Source organism: Serratia sp. BNK-23 (assembly GCF_047456145.1).
Taxonomy (GTDB): Bacteria; Pseudomonadota; Gammaproteobacteria; order Enterobacterales; family Enterobacteriaceae; genus Serratia; species Serratia nematodiphila.
Genome location: NZ_CP179900.1, coordinates 1,349,805 through 1,367,785 on the forward strand (window position 1 = coordinate 1,349,805; position 17,981 = coordinate 1,367,785).

The window sequence follows — 17,981 nt, forward strand, 5'->3', positions numbered from 1 at the left end:
CGCCCCCATCAGCGCCGCCATGCCGATGTTTTGCGCAGAACGTTGCGTTTTCACGCATTTTGACGGTTTTTTTGGTGTTTTAGCGGCGGGCGGCATTTGTAACATAAACGGTAAAATAAATAATTACTTTTCTTGCTAATTATTGGCCGGTTTTTGACCATTTCGTGCGGTGAAAAGGGCCGCTTTTCATGCCTTTCGATTCGGATGAATTCATCTAACGCCAAGGTTTATATTTTTCATTTGTCAGTCATCGGCGTCAGCCTGTAATTTTATCCGTGCAAGAGATAATTAATTAAAGCCTGTCACCGCCGTATTAACGTTAGCCGCTTTCTGCGTAATCGGTCGGCAGGAATAAGCGATTGGGAGGTCGCCATGAGGAATCTGTTAATGTTGTTGGTGGGGCTGTTTTCATTACCGGCGATGGCGGCGGAATCGCACGTTTGTCATTCTCAAGCTTATGATTATGCAGAGGTTAGTAAGCTCAGGTTGTCTGACGACACCCTGTTTTCCTGCCGCGGCGTGGGGCGCCTGACGATCCCGGAACTGGCGCGCAAAGGATGGAAGGTGATTCATTTAGCGCAGCAAACTGAATATACCGACTCCGTCGACAGCGACGGCGAGGTTATTAAACTTTATCAGGAAATCGTGGTGTATAAAGAATAACGCGACGGCAGCCTGTTATTATTTCAACGGCGACGAGAACCCTATTATGAATGCAAGAATCGGTATTGACGGCAGAGCTGCCGCCGCCATGGTGATGCTTTGCGCCATCTGGGGAATGCAGCAGGTGGCGATCAAGGCTGCCGAGGCGGATGTGTCGGCGGTGCTGCAAATTGCCATTCGTTCGGGTCTCGCCGCGCTGGGGGTATACCTGTTGGCGCGTTGCCGCGGCGAGTGTTTCACCTGGGATCGCGCCACGCTGAGCGCCGGTCTGAGCGTAGGGGCATTGTTCGCGCTGGAGTTCTTTTTTGTCTCCGAAGGGCTGCGCTATACCAGCGCCTCGCATATGGCGGTGTTTTTGTACACCGCGCCGCTGTTTTCTGCCCTTGGCCTGCATTTCCTGAATCGTCAGGAGCGTCTGTCGCCGGTGCAGTGGCTGGGCATGCTCATCGCCTTTGGCGGTGTGGTGCTGGCCATATCGGGCATGGCCGAGGGCAGCGGCGGGGCCGATCGGCTGAAAGGCGATTTCTATGGCCTGCTGGCGGGGATCGCCTGGGGCGGTTCTACCCTGGTGATCCGTACCACGCGCCTGGCGGAGTGCCCGGCCAAACAGACGCTGCTGTTCCAGTTGACGGGCGCCTGTGTGCTGCTGTCGCTGCTGGCGCTGGCTACGGACAATTTGCACGTCGTCCTGAGCCCCGTGGCGTGGAGCAGCCTGTTGTTCCAAACGGTGATCGTGTCGTTTTTCAGCTACCTGATCTGGTTTTCATTGTTGCGCCGTTATCAGGCTTCCTCGCTGGGCATTCTCACCTTTATGACGCCGGTATTCGGCATCCTGGCGGGGGCCGTCATTCTCGGCGAACCGTTGCAAATTGAATTTGTATTGGGTGCTGTGTTGATCGTACTGGGGTTAGTCGTAGTGAGTTGTTCATATCTTATTTATGTTGACCGAAGGGTGGCACCAAAAATATAAATTATGGATGTTGATGTACAGAACTACCAAATAAGCTGCGAAAGCCAATTCATTATTCAGCTGCAAATATCCCGCTATGCCTGGGGCGTGCCGCTGATTACGCTCAGCGATAACGGTGATTTTACCGTGATAAGAAGCCGAGGTTGGTCGAGGTTGGCTAATGGGATGCAATTGGAGGTTTATTATTTTGCCAATAATTCTCTGCTGACCTGGGATAAAAACCGCAAAAATATCTCTTATTCAAAGGCCGGCCGGCTCTACGCCTGCGCGCTGCATTTTTCTTATTCCCCCAAAGTATGGCGATAATCCTCTGGCCATCAGACCAGAGGGGAGATTTTCATGATCCACTGCTTAAACGCGAGGATCTTCGGCCACTGCCGCTCGGAGATGGTCGAGGTAAAATAGCAGTGCTCGCAGGGCACGGTCATGTCGGTGAACGGAATGATCAGTTCGCCGCTTTTGATCCAGTCCTGCACCAGATTGAGCCGCCCCATGGCGACGCCAAGGTGTCGCGTCGCGGCCAGCACGGCAAGATCGGAACGGTCGAACTCCATGCTTTTACTGTCGGTATCCAGCCCCAGCGCAAAGTGTTGCGACCAGGTTTGCCACTCATCTTCGCCGGAGTTGTAGCGATCGTGCAGCAGCGTGCAGAGGGCCAGGTTTTCCGGCGCATCGTACAGGTTATGCGTGGCGGCGTACTGCGGCGTGCAGATCGGCACCATTGATTCCTGCATAAAGGCTTCGTCCAGATGCCGCCCCGAGGGCAGTTTGCCGAAGTACATCGCCAGATCCACGCCGCGGTTGGCCAGGTTGATGATTTCCTGCCCGGTCAGAATATTGAGGTGAATGGTGGGGTGCTGGGCGATAAAGTCGCCGATGCGCGGCAGCAGCAGACATTGCACCAGGGATGGGTGCGAGTAGAGGGTCAAGGTCCCCGTCAACTCGCGATTTTTGATGTCCAGAATTTCTTGATTCAAGGTGTTGAAGGAACTGTCCAGCGCCCATTGCATGCGTTCGCCCTCCGGCGTCAGCGTAATCCGGCGATGAAAGCGTTGGAATAGCAGAAAACCCAATTCCTTTTCGAGCAAATTAATGCGGTGGCTCACGGCGCTGGGGGTGATCGACAATTCTTGCGCCGCCAGCGCAAAAGATAAATGACGGGCGACGCATTCGAAAGTATGCAGCCGGGAAAATTGATAGCTGGTCAGCGGGGTCGCCCGCTGCGAATGTTTTTTACTGGGGAACATGCTATTTCTCCATGCGCATAATCCGGCAATATTAACATTTAATGGCGCGGAGGATAAACCCAGGCTGATTGATATATTCAGTTTTTACGCTGAGAAATATCGTTATGTTGCAGGGGAATTAACTGGCTTGCATAACAACCGGAAATAACAGGTGGTGGGCGCGTTGAGTGAGAGGGTGATGATAATCTGCAATAGGACGAATATAATAAAAAGACGTGCCGTATAAGCAGCGAGTAAAGACGGTGTGCGGCAGCCTGAACGATAAAGGCTCATGTTCCCTGCGGGATATAGCGGTTTCACCGCAATAATTCGTCGCATGGCGACACAGAATACGCGTTAATTCCAGCGGCAAACGAGCGGAGGCATCAATCGATAATACTGCGTCCCTCAGGCCGATAGAACCGCGCCCGGTGGCTACCCACCGGGCGCGGCATTCAGGGAAAAGCGGTTTGTTCGCCGGCGCGCATCAACGGCGGCGCAGCAGCAGGCCGGTCAACAGGCCTGCGCCGGCAATGAGGGCCAATGCGGCGAGGGGGTTTTTCTTCATCATGTTGCCGGCGCAGCTCAGGGCATCGCCGTATTTTTCTTGCAGCACGCCCGCTGCCTGGCGCGCGGCGCCTTCGGCCTGCAAACGTTCGTTGCCGGTGACGTCGCCCGCGATTTCCTGCGCCTTGCCCGCCACTTTTTCCATCATGCCATTGGCTTTTTCGCTGTTCATTGTGATGCGCTCCTAAGGTTCGATCCGTTTGGCTTCCGCACAGGACGGAAGCCTGCATTTGCACCGCCATGTTATGCACTTCACTTTTGGCCTATAAGGGGCGTTTGCATCGGTTTGGGTAGTGCATTTGCAGGCTACTTGCCATTCCTGAAGGCCAGCCCACCGGTAAACAGCCCGCGTTCTCTGGCCCAGACGATGGCTTCGCTGCGGCTATGCACGCCGAGTTTGGAATAGACCGTCGCGACATGGTTGCGGATGGTGTTGAGCGCCAGATTGAGACGCGCCGCGATTTTCTTGTCCGGCAGCCCCTCGCAAATCAATTCCAGCACATCGCGCTCGCGCGGCGTGAGATCGCTGGCGGTAAATCCAGCCTGGTCGGGCCGATTGATGCTTTTCACGTTGGCCAATTTTTCGATCAGGGTTTGGCTGAACCAGGAGGCGTCCTGCATCACTTCTTCGATGGCGCTTACCAGCTCCAGCTCCGAGCGTTTGCGTTCGGTAATGTCCATGAGCACCAGCAGATAACAGGGCGCATTGTGGATGCTGACGGCATCCGCCGAGGCCACACAGTCAATCGACTCGCTCCCTTTCTTGCGCACCCGGATGTCCAGCCCTTCGACGTTGCCGCTTTTTTCCAGGGCGGCAAACAAACGGCGGTTCGCCTCCGGATCGTCAATAAACGGGATCTCTCCGACCGTCTTGCCGATCAAGTCTTCGGCGTCGTACTCGGTGGTGCGGGTGAAGGCTTCGTTGACATCCAGCACGCGCCGCTCGTGCGCGGTACATAACAACGTCGGCACCGGGCTTAGGCGAAATGCCTTGGCAAACCGTTCTTCACTTTCTCGCAGCGCCGATTCTGCCTGGCGCCGGGGTTCGAGATCGGTAAACGTGAATAGCATGCAGTCGTCTTCATTGATATCCAAGGGTTGGCCGGCAACCACCACCAGCTTGCTTCCGCCGCCGGGCAGCTTCAGCTCGGCCTCCATCTGCGGAATGGTAGCGCCTTCCCCCAGGCGCTGAACGGCCAGTTCTTTGTGCTCCGCCTGTTCCAAAACGTCGAGTTCATAAACCGAACGCCCCATGACCTGTTCACGTTGGTAACCGGTCATATCAAGGAACCCCTGGTTGACCTTGACGTAACGCAGGTCGCTTAGCCGACAAATGACTGCCGGTGCCGGATTGGCGTTGAAGGTTTTTTCAAAGCGCTGTTCGGCGCTGGCCCACTCCGTCGCGTCGCTCAGGATCAGTGCCAGCAGCTCCGGTTGCCCCTGCGCATCGGTGATAATCAGGCTCCGCAGGCGGTGCACCCAGAAGCTGTCCGGATCGTCGACCTGCCGAACCTCCACCACCACATCGGTGAAGGTTTCGCCTTCGGCAACCCGGTTCAGCGGGTACTGTTCCAAAACCAGCGGATGATTGTTGCGATAGCGCAGGGCAAAACGCGCCGCGTACTCGCCGGCATTGGCCCCCAGAGCTTTCTGATGACTCACGCCATGCATGGTCAACGCGGCCTCGTTGGCCCATAGCAAGGTTTGATCGGTATCCGTCAGGATCACGCCGTCGGACAAGCCGGAGATGATTTGCTGCAGGTGGCCGCGGTGGGTTTCGCTGGCCAAAACGGATTGGCTCATGTGTTCTCCGCTAGACAGAAGGGGGCGGCCTCTTAAGGCGGCCGCGGGTTACGCTATTCGCTGAGCAGCTTAGTGCATAACGTGCGTATTCGCAGGGTGTAAATGCACCAGGCATTCTGATGCAAATGAACCGGGACGGCCGACGACGCCGCGCGGCAGACTGAATTTGTCTGCGCGGTTACCCGCCGTGCGTGCAATCACTTGTCCAGAAAATATAAGGAACAACGATGACCACTGTCTATGAATCAAATCGCTTAGCGTTTCAGGTGTCATGGGGCTCGATATTGGCCGGGAGTGCCGTGGCGCTGGTGACTTATCTGACCTTCAGCGTGCTGGGCACGGCTATTGGTGCCCAGGCCGTGGATATGATGCAAAAGGGCAACCCGCTGAGCGGCTTTGGCACCGGCACCGGGATCTGGCTGCTGGTTTCAACGTTGGCATCGCTGGCCGCAGGCGCGTTCGTCGCCGGCCGCTCCGCACCGAATCGCGGCGGCTTGCATGGCTTGCTGAGCTGGGCGATCACCACCTTGTTGACCACCTGGCTGATGGTTTCATTGGCGAGCGGCGTAGTGGGGCTGGCGGGAAGCGCGGTGGGTAAAGGGCTTTCGCTGGCAGGCAGCGGCCTGGCGGCGGCAGCGCCAAACGTAGGCGAAGGCCTCAAGCAACGGCTGGATAAAAAGGGCATCAGCCTTGACTGGGGAAGCCTGGAAAATCAGTTGAACGCCACCCTTAAGCAGAGCGGTAAGCCGGAGCTGGATCCTGCTCGGTTGGAGCAGAGAGCCAATCGGGCGGCCGCCGACGGCAAACAGTCGGCCGTGGATGCCGCGGCCGATCCGGCGCAGTCCGCCACCGAGCTTAAGCAGTGGTTCGAGCGCGTCAAGCAGTCCGGTGAGCCGGCGTTGAGCGCCGCCGATAAGGACGCGCTGGTGAATATCGTTGCGGCACGCACCGGCAAGAGCCGCGATGAAGCGAGCCAAATCGTCGATAACTACGCCCAGGCTTACCAGCAGGCGGCGCAGAAGGTGGAAAAACTCAAGGCCGAGGCCGAGCAGAAAGCGCGTGAAGCGGCTGATGAAGCGGCCAAACAGCTGTCTCGCGCCGCGTGGGGTTCGCTGTTGGTGCTGCTGTTGGGCGCTGCGTTGAGCGCCGGCGTGGGGCGGATTGCCGAATCAACCCGCCGCACTGTCGCGGTAAGTTGAGATGAAAAAAAACCTGTCGTGCATCTCGCTGAATTATCGAAAAGTAGCGGGGGCCTCTGCTCCCGTGCTCGTCATCGATTTCTGCAACGAGAACAACGAGCGTTATACCCTGCGCTACAACCTGCCGCCGGATACCCCGGAACGCACCGAGCGGCGGGTATCTTTGCTGCTGTACCTGTTGCGCAAGCACAGGTCCGCAGAGATCGACAACCTGGCTGATTAATCAGGCCGTTAATGAAAAGCCCAGCCTCGCGTGCTGGGCTTTTTGTTTGCGGCCGCAGGCCGTTCTGACAACAAGGCGCGGGCGAGTCGGCTCGGCATTTTACCGGGGGAGAGATGGGCGATTCATGGGAGTAGGCAGGGTTCCCAATGGGCGCGGTTTGTAAAACAGGGCATCGAACAAGGTTTGTTAAAATATCCGTTTTCTCTGCGCAGGAACGATAAAAAAGAAACGCGCTATCGCGACGCGAGATTATTGAGACCGATGTTCAGCCTTGAGCTTATCCCTCCCGTCTTCTTTTACTGTCGGTCATACTTTATATCTCTTTCGCAGTACGTTTTATCGGCGGGCCAGGCATGTAAAATGCGTTTTCATTTGTGATGATGAAATTCCTATTCGGCCATGCAATCTGGCTGTAAAAAACACTTTAAGGTAAAACAATTATCAAAAAGTGTGATTCTGCCTGGTGTGGCAAGTGCATCTTTGATGAGTGCACTTTACGCGAGTTGATTTTGTTTTATGGGTTTCTTGCGGAGAGATTTATATAACATGATCATTTTCAGTTATTTATGCGATAGTTTTTCCTATACCGAAAAAAATGAATTGACAGGCTGGTTTTTTTTAGGATTAATCTTAATGACTTGGTTTGGTTGGTTAACGATTTTAATAAAAAGGACGCGAATCTTATAAAAGCAAGGAGCACAAATGGATTACAGAAAAGATATTCTTTTGCAGGTGTTGGAGTATATGGAAAAGAATATTGTCGAGGGGCTGACAGTTGAAAAGGTTTCCATTATCTCAGGTTACTCTAAATGGCATTTGCAACGGCTGTTTAAGCATTATTTTGGTATAACGCTAGGGACTTATATAAGGAATAGAAAACTGAGTCGCTCTGCTATTCTGCTCAAACAGCACCAAGGGAACATATTGGATGTCGCCCTGGCATCCGGGTTTGCCTCTCAGCAATGTTACACGCGGGCATTCAAACGTTTCTTTGGCGAAACGCCCAACAGCTTTAGAAACAGCCGGGGATGGGATTTTTCCACGCAGATCCCGCCGTATGGCAACGATAAGAAACCCTACTTCTACCACACGGTCATGCCGGATGACATTGAGATGTTAAAGCATTACAAATCACTGATTTTTCATTCTATAAGAAAATTCAGAGATACCGGCGACATTGCACGGACCAATGAAAAATGGTTAAGCAAGCAGCGGGGGGGATGTAATGTGGAAAAGAACAGGAGTAATAAATGGCATTCCAACAGCAAGGGGCAAGAGGTTTTTCATTCCATCTTTAACTTCTATATCCCTATGGGTAAATATATTGTCATCCCCTTTACGGGGGAGTTTTCAGAATATATTGACTTTTTCGATGTAATGTATGACGCTTATCTGCCTGCCATCAATGTCAAAATGAGGGAGAGCTTTTTTATAGAGTTATATAGGCAAGAGGATCTAAATGGCAAGGTTGTCAATGTCGATATACTTATTCCTGTGACATAGTGATGAGGCAAGAAGACATCATGAATAGAGAAAAAACTCTCGACTCGATTAATAAGCGCCATCCAGCTCGCTTTATGCTACCTTCTATATTGTCTGAACTTGGTCGAACAATCGTTGCCGGCTCAGGCCGGCAAGCCATTCAATTAACTGCGGTGTTAATTTCTCTCATGTTTTCAGGAAATGCGATGGCCAATAATCGGGAACATCAGCAAATAGCGTTAGTCGGTACCTGGACCCATATTCCGAATGCGCCTGCGGTGCAGAAACCGGCAAGACCCAGTGAAGGGCTCTATCGCCTGGCGGTTAATGGCGACGGCACGTTAACGCTGCTCGACGTGGTTAAAATGAACAGCCCATCGTGGATCGTAAAATCTCGCGATGGCCGTTTCGCCTATGCCACCAATGAGGAGAACGCGGGAACGGTGACCGCCTTGGCAATAGACGAAGCTGGCAGCGTGCGGGTGCTGAATACGGTGAGCAGTGCGGGCCAGCAGCCGACGCATGCCACCCTCAGTCCGGATGGCAAGTTTCTGTTTGTCGCCAACTACTCCGTCGCCAAAGGCGGCGCGGGGATGACGGTATTGCCAATTGGCAGTGACGGCAAACTGGGTGAACAGGTGCAGCATTATCCGTTTATATCAGGTTCTGGCGCCGTGCAGGGGCGTCAGGAAGGGGGCCATGCGCACTCAACCACCTTCAGCCGCGATGGTAAATATCTGTATGCGGCGGATCTCGGCGGGGACAAGCTGCACGCCTATCGCTATCGCTCGGATAGCGCACAGCCGCTGCAGGCGGACGCATCGCGCGATGTCAGCTTTGCGCCAGGCGCCGGCCCAAGGCACATGGTGTTCTCGCCGAAAGGCGAGTATGCCTATGTCATCACCGAAATGGCGGGTGAAATCGAGGTGTTTACCGTCAGCGACCATCGATTGACGCAACAAGGGAAAGTGAAACTGAACGGCGGGCAGGATTCAGCGGAGGCGAAAAGCGGCGGAGCCATTATCCTCAGCCCGAGCGGCAGATATCTTATTGCCACCAATCGCGGTGCCGATAACCATTTGCTGGTATTAAAAATTGGTGGGGATGGGCTGCCAGGGGAGACGACGCGCTATGAGGCTGGCGGCATTGAACCGCGTGCGCTCGCTTTCGATGCCACCGGCAACCATCTTTATGTCACGAATGTGTTCACCAATACCGTTACGCTGTTCGATTTCGATGATGAGACGGGTGAGTTGAAGGCCAGAGGCGAGGCGGCGACGATCTCAACGCCGACGGATATTAAGTTTTTCAATTAACGTCCATCATAACGCGCGGGGGAAATCGGATCTGGGGCGTGGAGAAGGGGGATTGCCGGTGCCGATGATAGGGAATGGCTTGATAATAAATAATGGCGTCCCCGACTGGAATCGAACCAGTAACTAGCCCTTAGGAGGGGCTTGTTATATCCGTTTAACTACGGGGACGCTGCGGGCTGGCAACCGAAGCTGTCGGGGCATTATACCTTTTTTTACCCGCAGAATAAGCGCTTAGCGGTGCGTTTGCTCAATACCTCGCCAGTTAGCGCCGAAATTTCCTCGCCTGACCGACGGCGATCACGGTTTTTCCCCGCCGTGGCGCCGTTTTTCCTCTTGCTGCCGCTCCGTCCGTTTTTGGGCGCTCAAATCGTTGCGGATCTGCGCATGGCTTATCAACGCAAAGATAAAGGTGCCGCCGATGATGTTGCCCGCCAGCGTCGGCAGGGCGAACGGATAGACGAATTCCTGCCACCCAATCGCGCCGTTGAACACCAGATAGAGGATCTCTACCGAACCGACCACGATATGGGTCAAATCGCAAATCGCCACCAGGTAGGTCATCAGCGCGATCACCCAGATTTTCGCCGCACCGGCGGCCGGGATCATCCACACCATGGTGGCGATGATCCAGCCGGCCAGGATGCCGTTGGCGAACATTTCTCCCGGCGTATGGCGCATCACCTCTTCGCCCAGGCTGATGAAGGCGCCGCGCGTCCCGGCGTCGAACAGCGGCATATGGGTAAACGCCAACGCCGCCAGCCCGGTGCCGATCAGGTTGCCGAGCAGCACCACGCCCCACAGACGCAGCAGGATCAGCAGGTTGCGCGGCGTGGGTTTATGCATGATTGGCAATACCGCCGTGACGGTATTTTCGGTAAACAGCTGTTGGCGCGCCATGATGACAATGATAAAACCGAAGGTGTAGCCGAGGTTCTCGAGGAAGAAACGGCTGGGATCGTCCGGCAGGCGGGCGTGGAAAATGCCCTTCGCCGCCAGCGAGGCGCCCATCGACAGCCCGGCGGCGATCGCCGACCACAGCAATGCCAGCCCGTCGCGCTCCAGCTCTTTTTCGCCTTCCATCCGGATCTGTTCATGCACCGCCGCCGCGCGCGACGGCAGATTTTCTTCCCTGACTTCGATTTCGCGCTTGCCCTGTTCCTGCTCTTCGCTCTCTACCCGCATCGTCTCATCCTGCTCGTGCTCCTGGCGTTGCTGTTCGTTCATGCTGTCGCTCCTGCTCAATAAGGGTGAGGTCACGTCATTAAGCGTAGTTGCCCAGCCTAAATGCGGCGAAATACAGAAAAAGGTAACAAGAGTTAAAATCCGCCGCTTTTTTCCGCGCATTCTTGATCCTGCTCGCCATATTGGCCCCCCGGCGCGCCCGCCGCAGGCTGCGTGTGGGGAAAGGCTTATGCTATGATTCGCTATCCCAAAGAAAAATATGAGTTCCCCGATGCTGGAAGCCAAAAGTCTGAGTTGCGTGCGCGATGAACGCATCCTGTTTAGCGAGCTAAGCTTTTCAGTTCAGCCGGGCGATATCATTCAGGTAGAAGGGCCGAACGGCGCGGGCAAGACCAGTTTGCTGCGCATCCTCGCCGGTCTGGCGCGGCCGGACGGCGGTGAGGTGTGCTGGCGCGGGCGCAACACGCTGCGCGATCGCGCGGCGTATCAGCAAGATTTGCTGTTTATCGGCCATCAACCGGGCATCAAAGCCGTATTGACACCCTTCGAAAATCTGCAGTTTTATCAGGCGGTGCGCGGCGCGGCCGAGCATCAGGCCATCTGGCGCGCGTTGGAGCAGGTGGGGTTGGTGGGGTACGAAGATCTGCCGGTGGCGCAGCTTTCGGCCGGGCAGCAGCGACGGGTGGCGCTGGCGCGATTGTGGCTCAGCGCGGCGCCGCTGTGGATCCTCGATGAACCGTTGACGGCAATCGATAAACAGGGCGTGGCCGAGTTGATTAGCCTTTTTGAACAACATGCGCAGCGGGGCGGCATGGTATTGTTGACCACGCATCAGGATTTGGCCGGCGTCAGCCAAACGGTGGGCAAAATTCGTTTGGCGGAACACGACGCGGGGAGTTTGTGATGTTTTTGACTCTGGTGCGTCGCGAATTGAAGATCGCCTGCCGTAAAGGGTCGGAGATCGTCAACCCGCTGTGGTTTTTCCTGATTGTGATCACGCTGTTCCCGCTGGGGATTGGCCCTGAACCGCAGCTGCTGGCGCGCATTGCGCCGGGCATCGTGTGGGTGGCGGCGCTGCTGGCCTCGCTGCTGTCGCTGGAGCGGCTGTTTCGCGACGATTTCCTCGATGGCTCGCTGGAGCAGCTGTTGCTGCTGCCGACGCCGCTGCCGATGACGGTGCTGGGAAAAGTGTGTGCTCACTGGGTCGTGACGGGATTGCCGCTGCTGATCCTGTCGCCGCTGGTGGCGCTGCTGTTGTCGCTTGATATGCAAACCTGGCTGGCGATGGCGGGGACGCTGCTGCTCGGCACGCCGACGCTGAGCCTGATCGGCGCTATCGGCGTGGGGCTGACCGTCGGCCTGCGCAAAGGGGGCGTGCTGCTCAGCCTGCTGGTGCTGCCGCTGTATATCCCGGTGCTGATCTTCGCCACCGGCGCGATCGACGCCGCCGCGATGGGTATGCCGATTGATGGTTACCTGGCGATACTCGGCGCGATGCTGGCGGGCAGCGTGACATTGGCGCCGTTTGCCGCCGCAGCGGCGCTGCGAGTGAGCGTGCACTAGCTAACAAATTGAATGAACAGACGGGGCAAGGCCGGCAAGAGCGTACCCCGCAGAAGATTTTCGCCGTTTCGAACGCTCGAGGCGGCCGACGCATAAAAATTACCGTGAGCACTGACGACAATGTGGAAATGGTTACATCAACTGGCGCGGCCTGAACGGCTGTATCACGTCTGCGGCCGCTTTATCCCCTGGCTGGGGCTGGCGGCAGCGGCCTGCCTGCTGCTTGGCTGGGCATGGGGCTTTGGCTTCGCGCCGAAGGATTATCAGCAGGGCGACAGCTTCCGCATCATTTATATTCACGTGCCGGCGGCCATGTGGTCGATGGGCATCTACGCCTCGATGGCGGTGGCGGCGTTTATCGGCCTGGTGTGGCAGATGAAAATGTCCGATACCGTGGTGGCGGCGATGGCGCCGATCGGCGCGGTGTTCACCTTTATCGCGCTGGTGACCGGCTCCGCCTGGGGTAAGCCGATGTGGGGCACCTGGTGGGTGTGGGACGCGCGTCTGACTTCCGAACTGGTGCTGCTGTTCCTCTATATGGGCGTCATCGCGTTGTATAACGCCTTCGAAGACCGCCGCCTGGCGGGCCGCGCCGCCGGCATTCTGGTGCTGGTGGGCGTGGTGAATATCCCGATCATCCATTTCTCCGTCGAATGGTGGAATACGTTGCATCAGGGTTCGACCAATATGCAGCAATCCATCGCGCCAAGCATGCGCACCCCGCTGCGCTGGGCGATCCTCGGCTATCTGCTGTTGTTCGTCACGCTGACGCTGATGCGCCTGCGCAATCTGATCCTGTTCCAGGAGCGCCAGCGCCCGTGGGTCGCCGGGCTGGTGAATAAGGAGCGTCAGTCATGAATGCCGCATTCGATTCCTGGTCGGCGTTTTTCGCCATGGGCGGTTATGCCTTTTATGTCTGGCTGGCGGTCGCCGCCACGCTGATTTCGCTGTTGGGGCTGGTGGCGCACACCGTCTGGCAGCGGCGGCAGTTGCTCGCCGAGATCGGTCGCCGTCAGGCGCGCGAACGGCGCATTCGCCATGCGCAACAGTCAAAACAAAAATCCGCCGCACCGCGGGAGAAATCATTGTGAATCCACGTCGTAAAAGCCGCCTTTATCTGGCGATCGTTGTGCTGATCGGCATCGCGCTGACCGCAACCCTGATGCTTTACGCGCTGCGCTCCAACATCGATCTGTTCTATACCCCGGGGGAAATCCTGCAGGGCAAGGGCGAAAACCACGAGAAGCCCGAGGTCGGCCAACGGCTGCGCATCGGCGGCATGGTGATGCCCGGCTCGGTGAAACGCGATCCCAATACGCTGCAGGTCAGCTTCAAGATTTACGACGCGCGTGGCGCGATCGGCGTAACCTACACCGGCATTCTGCCGGATCTGTTCCGTGAAGGGCAGGGCGTGGTGGCGCAAGGGGTGCTGGGCGAGGGCAACGTGGTCAATGCGCGCGAAGTGCTGGCCAAACACGACGAGAAATACACGCCGCCGGAAGTGGCCGACGCGATGAAAGAGAATCACAAAGGGCCGGCGGAAGCGTATAACGCGCCGCAGGCGGAGGGCGCCAAGTCATGATGCCGGAACTGGGCAGTTTTCTGCTGTGCCTGGCGCTGGCGATCGCGCTGCTGCTGAGCATTTACCCGCAGTGGGGCGCGGCGCGCCAGGACAGCCGCATGATGGCGGTGGCTCGGCCGCTGACCTATGGCATGTTCGCGGCGATTGCGCTGGCGTTCCTGTGCCTGGTGCATGCTTTCGTGGTCAACGATTTTACCGTCGCCTACGTGGCCACCAACTCCAATACCCAACTGCCGGTGTATTACCGCATCGCCGCCACCTGGGGGGCGCATGAAGGTTCGCTGCTGCTGTGGGTGCTGCTGCTGAGCTGCTGGTCGCTGGCGGTGGCGTTGTGCAGCCGGGCGATGCCACAGGACGCGGTGGCGCGGGTGTTGTCGGTGATGGGCATGATCACCGCCGGTTTCCTGCTGTTCATCATCATGACCTCCAATCCGTTCACCCGCACGCTGCCGAACTTCCCGATCGACGGCAGCGATCTCAACCCGCTGCTGCAGGATATCGGCCTGATCTTCCACCCGCCGCTGCTGTACATGGGCTATGTCGGCTTCTCGGTCGCCTTCGCGTTCGCCATCGCCTCGCTGATGGCCGGCCGGCTCGACACCGCCTGGGCGCGCTGGTCACGCCCGTGGACCACCGCCGCCTGGGTGTTCCTCACGCTGGGCATCGTGCTCGGATCGGCCTGGGCCTACTATGAGCTGGGCTGGGGCGGCTGGTGGTTCTGGGATCCGGTGGAGAACGCCTCCTTTATGCCGTGGTTGGCCGGCACCGCGCTGATGCATTCGTTGGCGGTGACCGAGAAACGCGGCACGTTCAAAGCCTGGACGGTGTTGCTGGCGATCACCGCCTTCTCGCTGTGCCTGCTGGGCACCTTCCTGGTGCGCTCCGGCGTGCTGGTCTCGGTGCACTCCTTCGCCTCCGACCCGGCGCGCGGCATGTTTATTCTCGCCTATCTGGTGATCGTCATCGGCGGTTCGCTGCTGCTGTACGCGGTCAAGGGCGGCCAGGTGCGCAGCCGGGTGCAGCACGAGACCTTCTCGCGCGAGACCTTCCTGCTGGGCAACAACGTGCTGCTGATCGCCGCCATGCTGGTGGTGCTGTTGGGCACGCTGCTGCCGCTGGTGCACAAACAGCTGGGGCTGGGCAGCATCTCGATCGGCGAGCCGTTCTTCAACACCATGTTCACCTGGCTGATGGCGCCGCTGGCGCTGCTGTTGGGTATCGGGCCGCTGGTGCGCTGGCGCCGCGATGAGCCGGGCAAACTGTGGCGCCGCCTCGGCGTGGCGCTGCTGGCGACGCTGGTGCTGTCGATTCTGCTGCCGTGGTTGCTGCAGGACAGCATCGCCGGCATGACGGTGGTGGGCCTGATTATGGCGCTGTGGGTGATCATCCTGACGCTGATGGAGCTGCATGAGCGCGCCACCCACCGCCACGGTTTCTGGCGCGGTCTGCGGCAGCTGTCTCGCAGCCACTGGGGCATGGTGCTCGGCCACCTCGGCGTGGCGGTGACGGTAATCGGCATCGCCTTCAGCCAGAATTACAGCGTGGAGCGCGACGTGCGGATGAAGGCCGGCGACAGCGTGGATATCCACAACTATCACTTCGTGTTCCGCGACGTGCATGACATTCGCGGCCCGAACTACAGCGGCGGCGTCGGCATCATCGACGTCACGCGCAACGGCAAGCCGGAGGCGACGCTGCACGCGGAGAAACGTTACTACAGCGTGGCGCGCAGCATGATGACCGAGGCGGCGATCGACGGCGGGTTCAGCCGCGATCTGTACGCGGCGCTGGGCGAGGAGCTGGAAGACGGTTCCTGGGCGGTGCGCCTGTATTACAAACCCTTCGTGCGCTGGATCTGGTTCGGCGGTGTCTTTATGGCGATCGGCGGCCTGCTGTGCATTCTCGACCCGCGTTATCGCATGAGCAAAAAGCTCAAGCGTGAAGGCAAACTGGAGGCGCAATCATGAAGCGTAAGCTGCTGTTTATCCCGTTGGTGCTCTTCCTGCTGCTGGTGGCGGCCCTGATGGTGCAGCTCACGCGCAACGCGGGCGGCGAAGATCCGACCATGCTGGAGTCGGCGCTGATCGGTAAGCCGGTGCCGACCTTCAGGCTGGAATCACTGGATCAGCCGGGCAAAACCTACGATCAGGCGGTGCTGCGTGACGGCAAGCCGATCTTGCTCAACGTCTGGGCCACCTGGTGCCCAACCTGCCGCGCGGAACATCAGTATCTCAATACGCTGGCGGCGCGCGGCGTACGGGTGGTCGGCCTGAACTACAAAGACGATCGCGCCAAGGCGGTGACCTGGCTCAACTCTCTCGGCAATCCCTACGCCCTCAGTCTGTACGACGGCGACGGCATGCTGGGGTTGGATCTCGGGGTGTACGGCGCGCCTGAGACCTTCCTTATCGACGGCCAGGGGATTATTCGCTATCGCCACGCCGGCGACATGAATGAGCGCGTCTGGCAGCAGGAAGTGCTGCCGCTGTATAAAAAGTACGGGGGTGAGGCATGAGGCTGATTGTTCTGCTGTGCGCCGCGCTGCTGAGCTGGAGCGCCGCCGCGGCGATCGATACCTATCGCTTCAACTCCGTCGAGCAGGAGCAGCAGTATCGCGAGTTGACCGAACAGCTGCGCTGCCCGAAATGCCAAAACAACAGCATTGCCGATTCCAACGCCATTATCGCCGCCGACATGCGCACCAAGGTGTACGAGCTGATGATGCAGGGGCAAAGCAAGCAGCAGATCATCGATTACATGGTGGCGCGTTATGGCAACTTCGTCACCTACGAGCCGCCGGTAACGCCGGCGACGCTGATCTTGTGGATCGGCCCGCTGCTGTTCGTATTGATCGGCGGGGCAGTGGTGATCCTGCGCACCCGTCGCAAGCCCGACGCGGCGGTGGACGATGCATTCTCCGAACGGGAACGGCAGCGCCTGGCTGCGCTGTTGCAAGAGACTGACAGGAAGAAACCCTAATGGCTTTTTGGCTGATTATTTGCGTGTTGCTGGCCGGCGCTGCCGCGTTGCTGGTGGTGCCGGCGATGCGCCTCGGCAAGCAGAGCGCCGCCACGCGCGATGCGCTGAACAAGGCGTTTTATCAGGATCGCCTCAGCGAGTTGGAGCAGGATGAGCAGCAGGGCGTGGTGGCCGAGCGCCCGGAACTGGTCAAAGAGCTGCAACAGAACCTGTTGAACGACATCCCGGCCGAGCAGATGGCGCAGGCGAAGCCGATCAACCGCTGGGCGCTGGTGCCGGGCGTGCTGTTACTGCTGGCGGTGACCGTTGGCTTTTATCTGAAAACCGGCGGGCTGGCGCAGGTGCTGGACTGGCGTCTGGTGCAGGCGCAAATGCCGGAATTGCGCGAGCGCGTTGCCAATGAGCGCGCCAAACCGCTGAGCATGGAAGAGATTGCTCGCCTCGGGCTGGGGCTGCGCACCGCGCTGCAACAGGACGATCGCAACATCAGTGACTGGATGATGCTGGGGCGCGTCGGCATGGCGCTGAATAATGCCACCACCGCTACGCAGGCGTTTGCTCATGCTTATCAATTGGATCCGAATAGTCTGGAAGTGCGGCTCGGCTATGCCGAGGTCTTGACGCGCTCCAACGATCCGGAGGATAACAAGCAGGCGGCGCAGCTGTTGCGGCGCATGATCGCGGAAAACCACGGCGATCCGCGGGTGCTGAGCCTGCTGGCGTTCAATGCCTTCGAACAGGGCGATTTCAAGCAGGCGATCGGCGCCTGGCAGGTGATGCTGCAGCTGCTGCCGGCCAACGATCCGCGCGCGGAAGTGATAAAGCGCAGTATTGCACAAGCAAAAGCCCAGGCAGGCGGAGAAAATGTTAAACTGAATGTGACCGTTGCGCTGTCACCGCAGGCGGCGAAAGCCATGCCGCCGCAGGGGACGCTGGTCATTTCGGTCACCGACGGCGTCAGCCCGGTGCCGGTCGCGGTAAAACAATTGCCGCTGAGCCGTTTTCCGCTGTCTTTCTCACTGGATGACAGCAACGCCATGATGCCCGAGCGTCTGCTCTCGGCGCAGCATCAGGTGCAGGTGCGTGTGCGCCTCTCACAGGACGGATTGGCCACGCCGCAGCCGGGGGACTGGTTCGGCGAAAGCTCGCTGCAGACATTCAGCGGTAAAGAGCAGGTTAGCGTTCAGATAAACAAGCAGGTCCCTGAAAAATAAGACCGAACGTGT

At 58.0% G+C, this 17,981-nt stretch carries 20 protein-coding genes and 1 tRNA gene; 16 read left to right on the forward strand and 5 right to left on the reverse strand.

The window, feature by feature from the left end:
- The first annotated feature begins 372 nt into the window (after positions 1–372).
- Genes ACMGF9_RS06355 through ACMGF9_RS06365 form a run of 3 tightly spaced genes read left to right on the forward strand, consistent with a single transcriptional unit; the run spans position 373 to position 1,939 of the window.
- Positions 373–663 (forward strand): hypothetical protein, encoded by a 291-nt coding sequence (locus tag ACMGF9_RS06355; RefSeq protein ID WP_015378635.1) that lies wholly within the window; start codon positions 373–375, stop codon positions 661–663.
- A gap of 46 nt (positions 664–709) precedes the next feature.
- Positions 710–1,633 (forward strand): DMT family transporter, encoded by a 924-nt coding sequence (locus ACMGF9_RS06360; RefSeq protein WP_031300558.1) that lies wholly within the window; start codon positions 710–712, stop codon positions 1,631–1,633.
- Between the two features lie 3 nt (positions 1,634–1,636).
- Positions 1,637–1,939 carry a hypothetical protein gene (locus ACMGF9_RS06365; RefSeq protein ID WP_015378633.1) on the forward strand — a complete coding sequence of 101 codons (303 nt, stop codon included), beginning with the start codon at positions 1,637–1,639 and terminating at the stop codon, positions 1,937–1,939.
- 11 nt (positions 1,940–1,950) lie between these two features.
- Here the strand turns inward: ACMGF9_RS06365 and dsdC are convergent, their stop codons facing one another.
- From dsdC to ACMGF9_RS06380, 3 genes are all read right to left on the reverse strand, one after another.
- Positions 1,951–2,880, reverse strand: coding sequence for a DNA-binding transcriptional regulator DsdC (gene dsdC, locus ACMGF9_RS06370; RefSeq protein ID WP_015378632.1), 930 nt, complete (start codon positions 2,878–2,880; stop codon positions 1,951–1,953).
- 466 nt (positions 2,881–3,346) lie between these two features.
- Positions 3,347–3,598 (reverse strand): CsbD family protein, encoded by a 252-nt coding sequence (locus ACMGF9_RS06375; RefSeq protein ID WP_004936297.1) that lies wholly within the window; start codon positions 3,596–3,598, stop codon positions 3,347–3,349.
- A 134-nt stretch (positions 3,599–3,732) separates the two neighbouring features.
- Entirely contained in the window at positions 3,733–5,229 is a 1,497-nt protein-coding gene (locus ACMGF9_RS06380; protein ID WP_015378631.1) for a helix-turn-helix transcriptional regulator, read from the reverse strand.
- Between the two features lie 227 nt (positions 5,230–5,456).
- Here ACMGF9_RS06380 and ACMGF9_RS06385 point away from each other — a divergent pair, with 227 nt between their 5' ends.
- The 4 genes from ACMGF9_RS06385 (at position 5,457) to ACMGF9_RS06400 (ending at position 9,449) form a co-directional block, all read left to right on the forward strand.
- Positions 5,457–6,428, forward strand: a complete 972-nt coding sequence (locus tag ACMGF9_RS06385; protein ID WP_076740570.1) for a hypothetical protein — start codon at positions 5,457–5,459, stop codon at positions 6,426–6,428.
- Position 6,429: 1 nt separating this feature from the next.
- Positions 6,430–6,651: a hypothetical protein gene (locus tag ACMGF9_RS06390; RefSeq protein ID WP_004936288.1), complete on the forward strand. Its 222-nt coding sequence runs from the start codon at positions 6,430–6,432 to the stop codon at positions 6,649–6,651.
- Between the two features lie 702 nt (positions 6,652–7,353).
- Positions 7,354–8,154, forward strand: coding sequence for a helix-turn-helix domain-containing protein (locus ACMGF9_RS06395; RefSeq protein ID WP_021505596.1), 801 nt, complete (start codon positions 7,354–7,356; stop codon positions 8,152–8,154).
- Positions 8,155–8,174: 20 nt separating this feature from the next.
- On the forward strand, positions 8,175–9,449 hold the full coding sequence (locus tag ACMGF9_RS06400) for a lactonase family protein (protein WP_230199830.1): 1,275 nt from the start codon (positions 8,175–8,177) through the stop codon (positions 9,447–9,449).
- A 93-nt stretch (positions 9,450–9,542) separates the two neighbouring features.
- Here the strand turns inward: ACMGF9_RS06400 and ACMGF9_RS06405 are convergent.
- Both ACMGF9_RS06405 and ACMGF9_RS06410 read right to left on the reverse strand, forming a co-directional pair.
- Positions 9,543–9,617: transfer RNA gene (locus ACMGF9_RS06405), tRNA-Arg, on the reverse strand.
- Positions 9,618–9,746: 129 nt separating this feature from the next.
- A complete protein-coding gene (locus tag ACMGF9_RS06410; RefSeq protein ID WP_172574863.1) occupies positions 9,747–10,673 on the reverse strand; it encodes a formate/nitrite transporter family protein in 927 nt (308 codons plus the stop codon).
- 229 nt (positions 10,674–10,902) lie between these two features.
- On the opposite strand from ACMGF9_RS06410, the gene ccmA reads away from it, so the two are divergent.
- From ccmA to ccmI, 9 genes are all read left to right on the forward strand, one after another.
- The gene (gene ccmA / locus ACMGF9_RS06415; protein ID WP_015378626.1) at positions 10,903–11,535 is read left to right on the forward strand and encodes a cytochrome c biogenesis heme-transporting ATPase CcmA; all 633 of its coding nucleotides are present in this window, start codon (positions 10,903–10,905) and stop codon (positions 11,533–11,535) included.
- Positions 11,535–12,194, forward strand: coding sequence for a heme exporter protein CcmB (gene ccmB / locus ACMGF9_RS06420; RefSeq protein WP_015378625.1), 660 nt, complete (start codon positions 11,535–11,537; stop codon positions 12,192–12,194). Before ccmA ends, ccmB begins: the two co-directional genes overlap by 1 nt.
- Positions 12,195–12,314: 120 nt before the next feature.
- Entirely contained in the window at positions 12,315–13,052 is a 738-nt protein-coding gene (locus tag ACMGF9_RS06425) for a heme ABC transporter permease (RefSeq protein ID WP_004936270.1), read from the forward strand.
- Positions 13,049–13,285, forward strand: a complete 237-nt coding sequence (ccmD, locus tag ACMGF9_RS06430; protein ID WP_004936267.1) for a heme exporter protein CcmD — start codon at positions 13,049–13,051, stop codon at positions 13,283–13,285. Before ACMGF9_RS06425 ends, ccmD begins: the two co-directional genes overlap by 4 nt.
- Complete coding sequence (gene ccmE, locus ACMGF9_RS06435; RefSeq protein WP_004936264.1) at positions 13,282–13,776, forward strand: cytochrome c maturation protein CcmE; 495 nt, start codon at positions 13,282–13,284, stop codon at positions 13,774–13,776. Before ccmD ends, ccmE begins: the two co-directional genes overlap by 4 nt.
- Positions 13,773–15,743 carry a heme lyase CcmF/NrfE family subunit gene (locus ACMGF9_RS06440; protein WP_015378624.1) on the forward strand — a complete coding sequence of 657 codons (1,971 nt, stop codon included), beginning with the start codon at positions 13,773–13,775 and terminating at the stop codon, positions 15,741–15,743. Before ccmE ends, ACMGF9_RS06440 begins: the two co-directional genes overlap by 4 nt.
- Positions 15,740–16,291, forward strand: coding sequence for a DsbE family thiol:disulfide interchange protein (locus tag ACMGF9_RS06445; protein WP_015378623.1), 552 nt, complete (start codon positions 15,740–15,742; stop codon positions 16,289–16,291). The genes ACMGF9_RS06440 and ACMGF9_RS06445 overlap by 4 nt, the downstream gene beginning before the upstream one ends.
- Positions 16,288–16,755: a cytochrome c-type biogenesis protein CcmH gene (locus ACMGF9_RS06450; RefSeq protein ID WP_015378622.1), complete on the forward strand. Its 468-nt coding sequence runs from the start codon at positions 16,288–16,290 to the stop codon at positions 16,753–16,755. Before ACMGF9_RS06445 ends, ACMGF9_RS06450 begins: the two co-directional genes overlap by 4 nt.
- A complete protein-coding gene (gene ccmI, locus ACMGF9_RS06455) occupies positions 16,755–17,969 on the forward strand; it encodes a c-type cytochrome biogenesis protein CcmI (RefSeq protein WP_021505591.1) in 1,215 nt (404 codons plus the stop codon). The genes ACMGF9_RS06450 and ccmI overlap by 1 nt, the downstream gene beginning before the upstream one ends.
- Positions 17,970–17,981 lie beyond the last annotated feature (12 nt).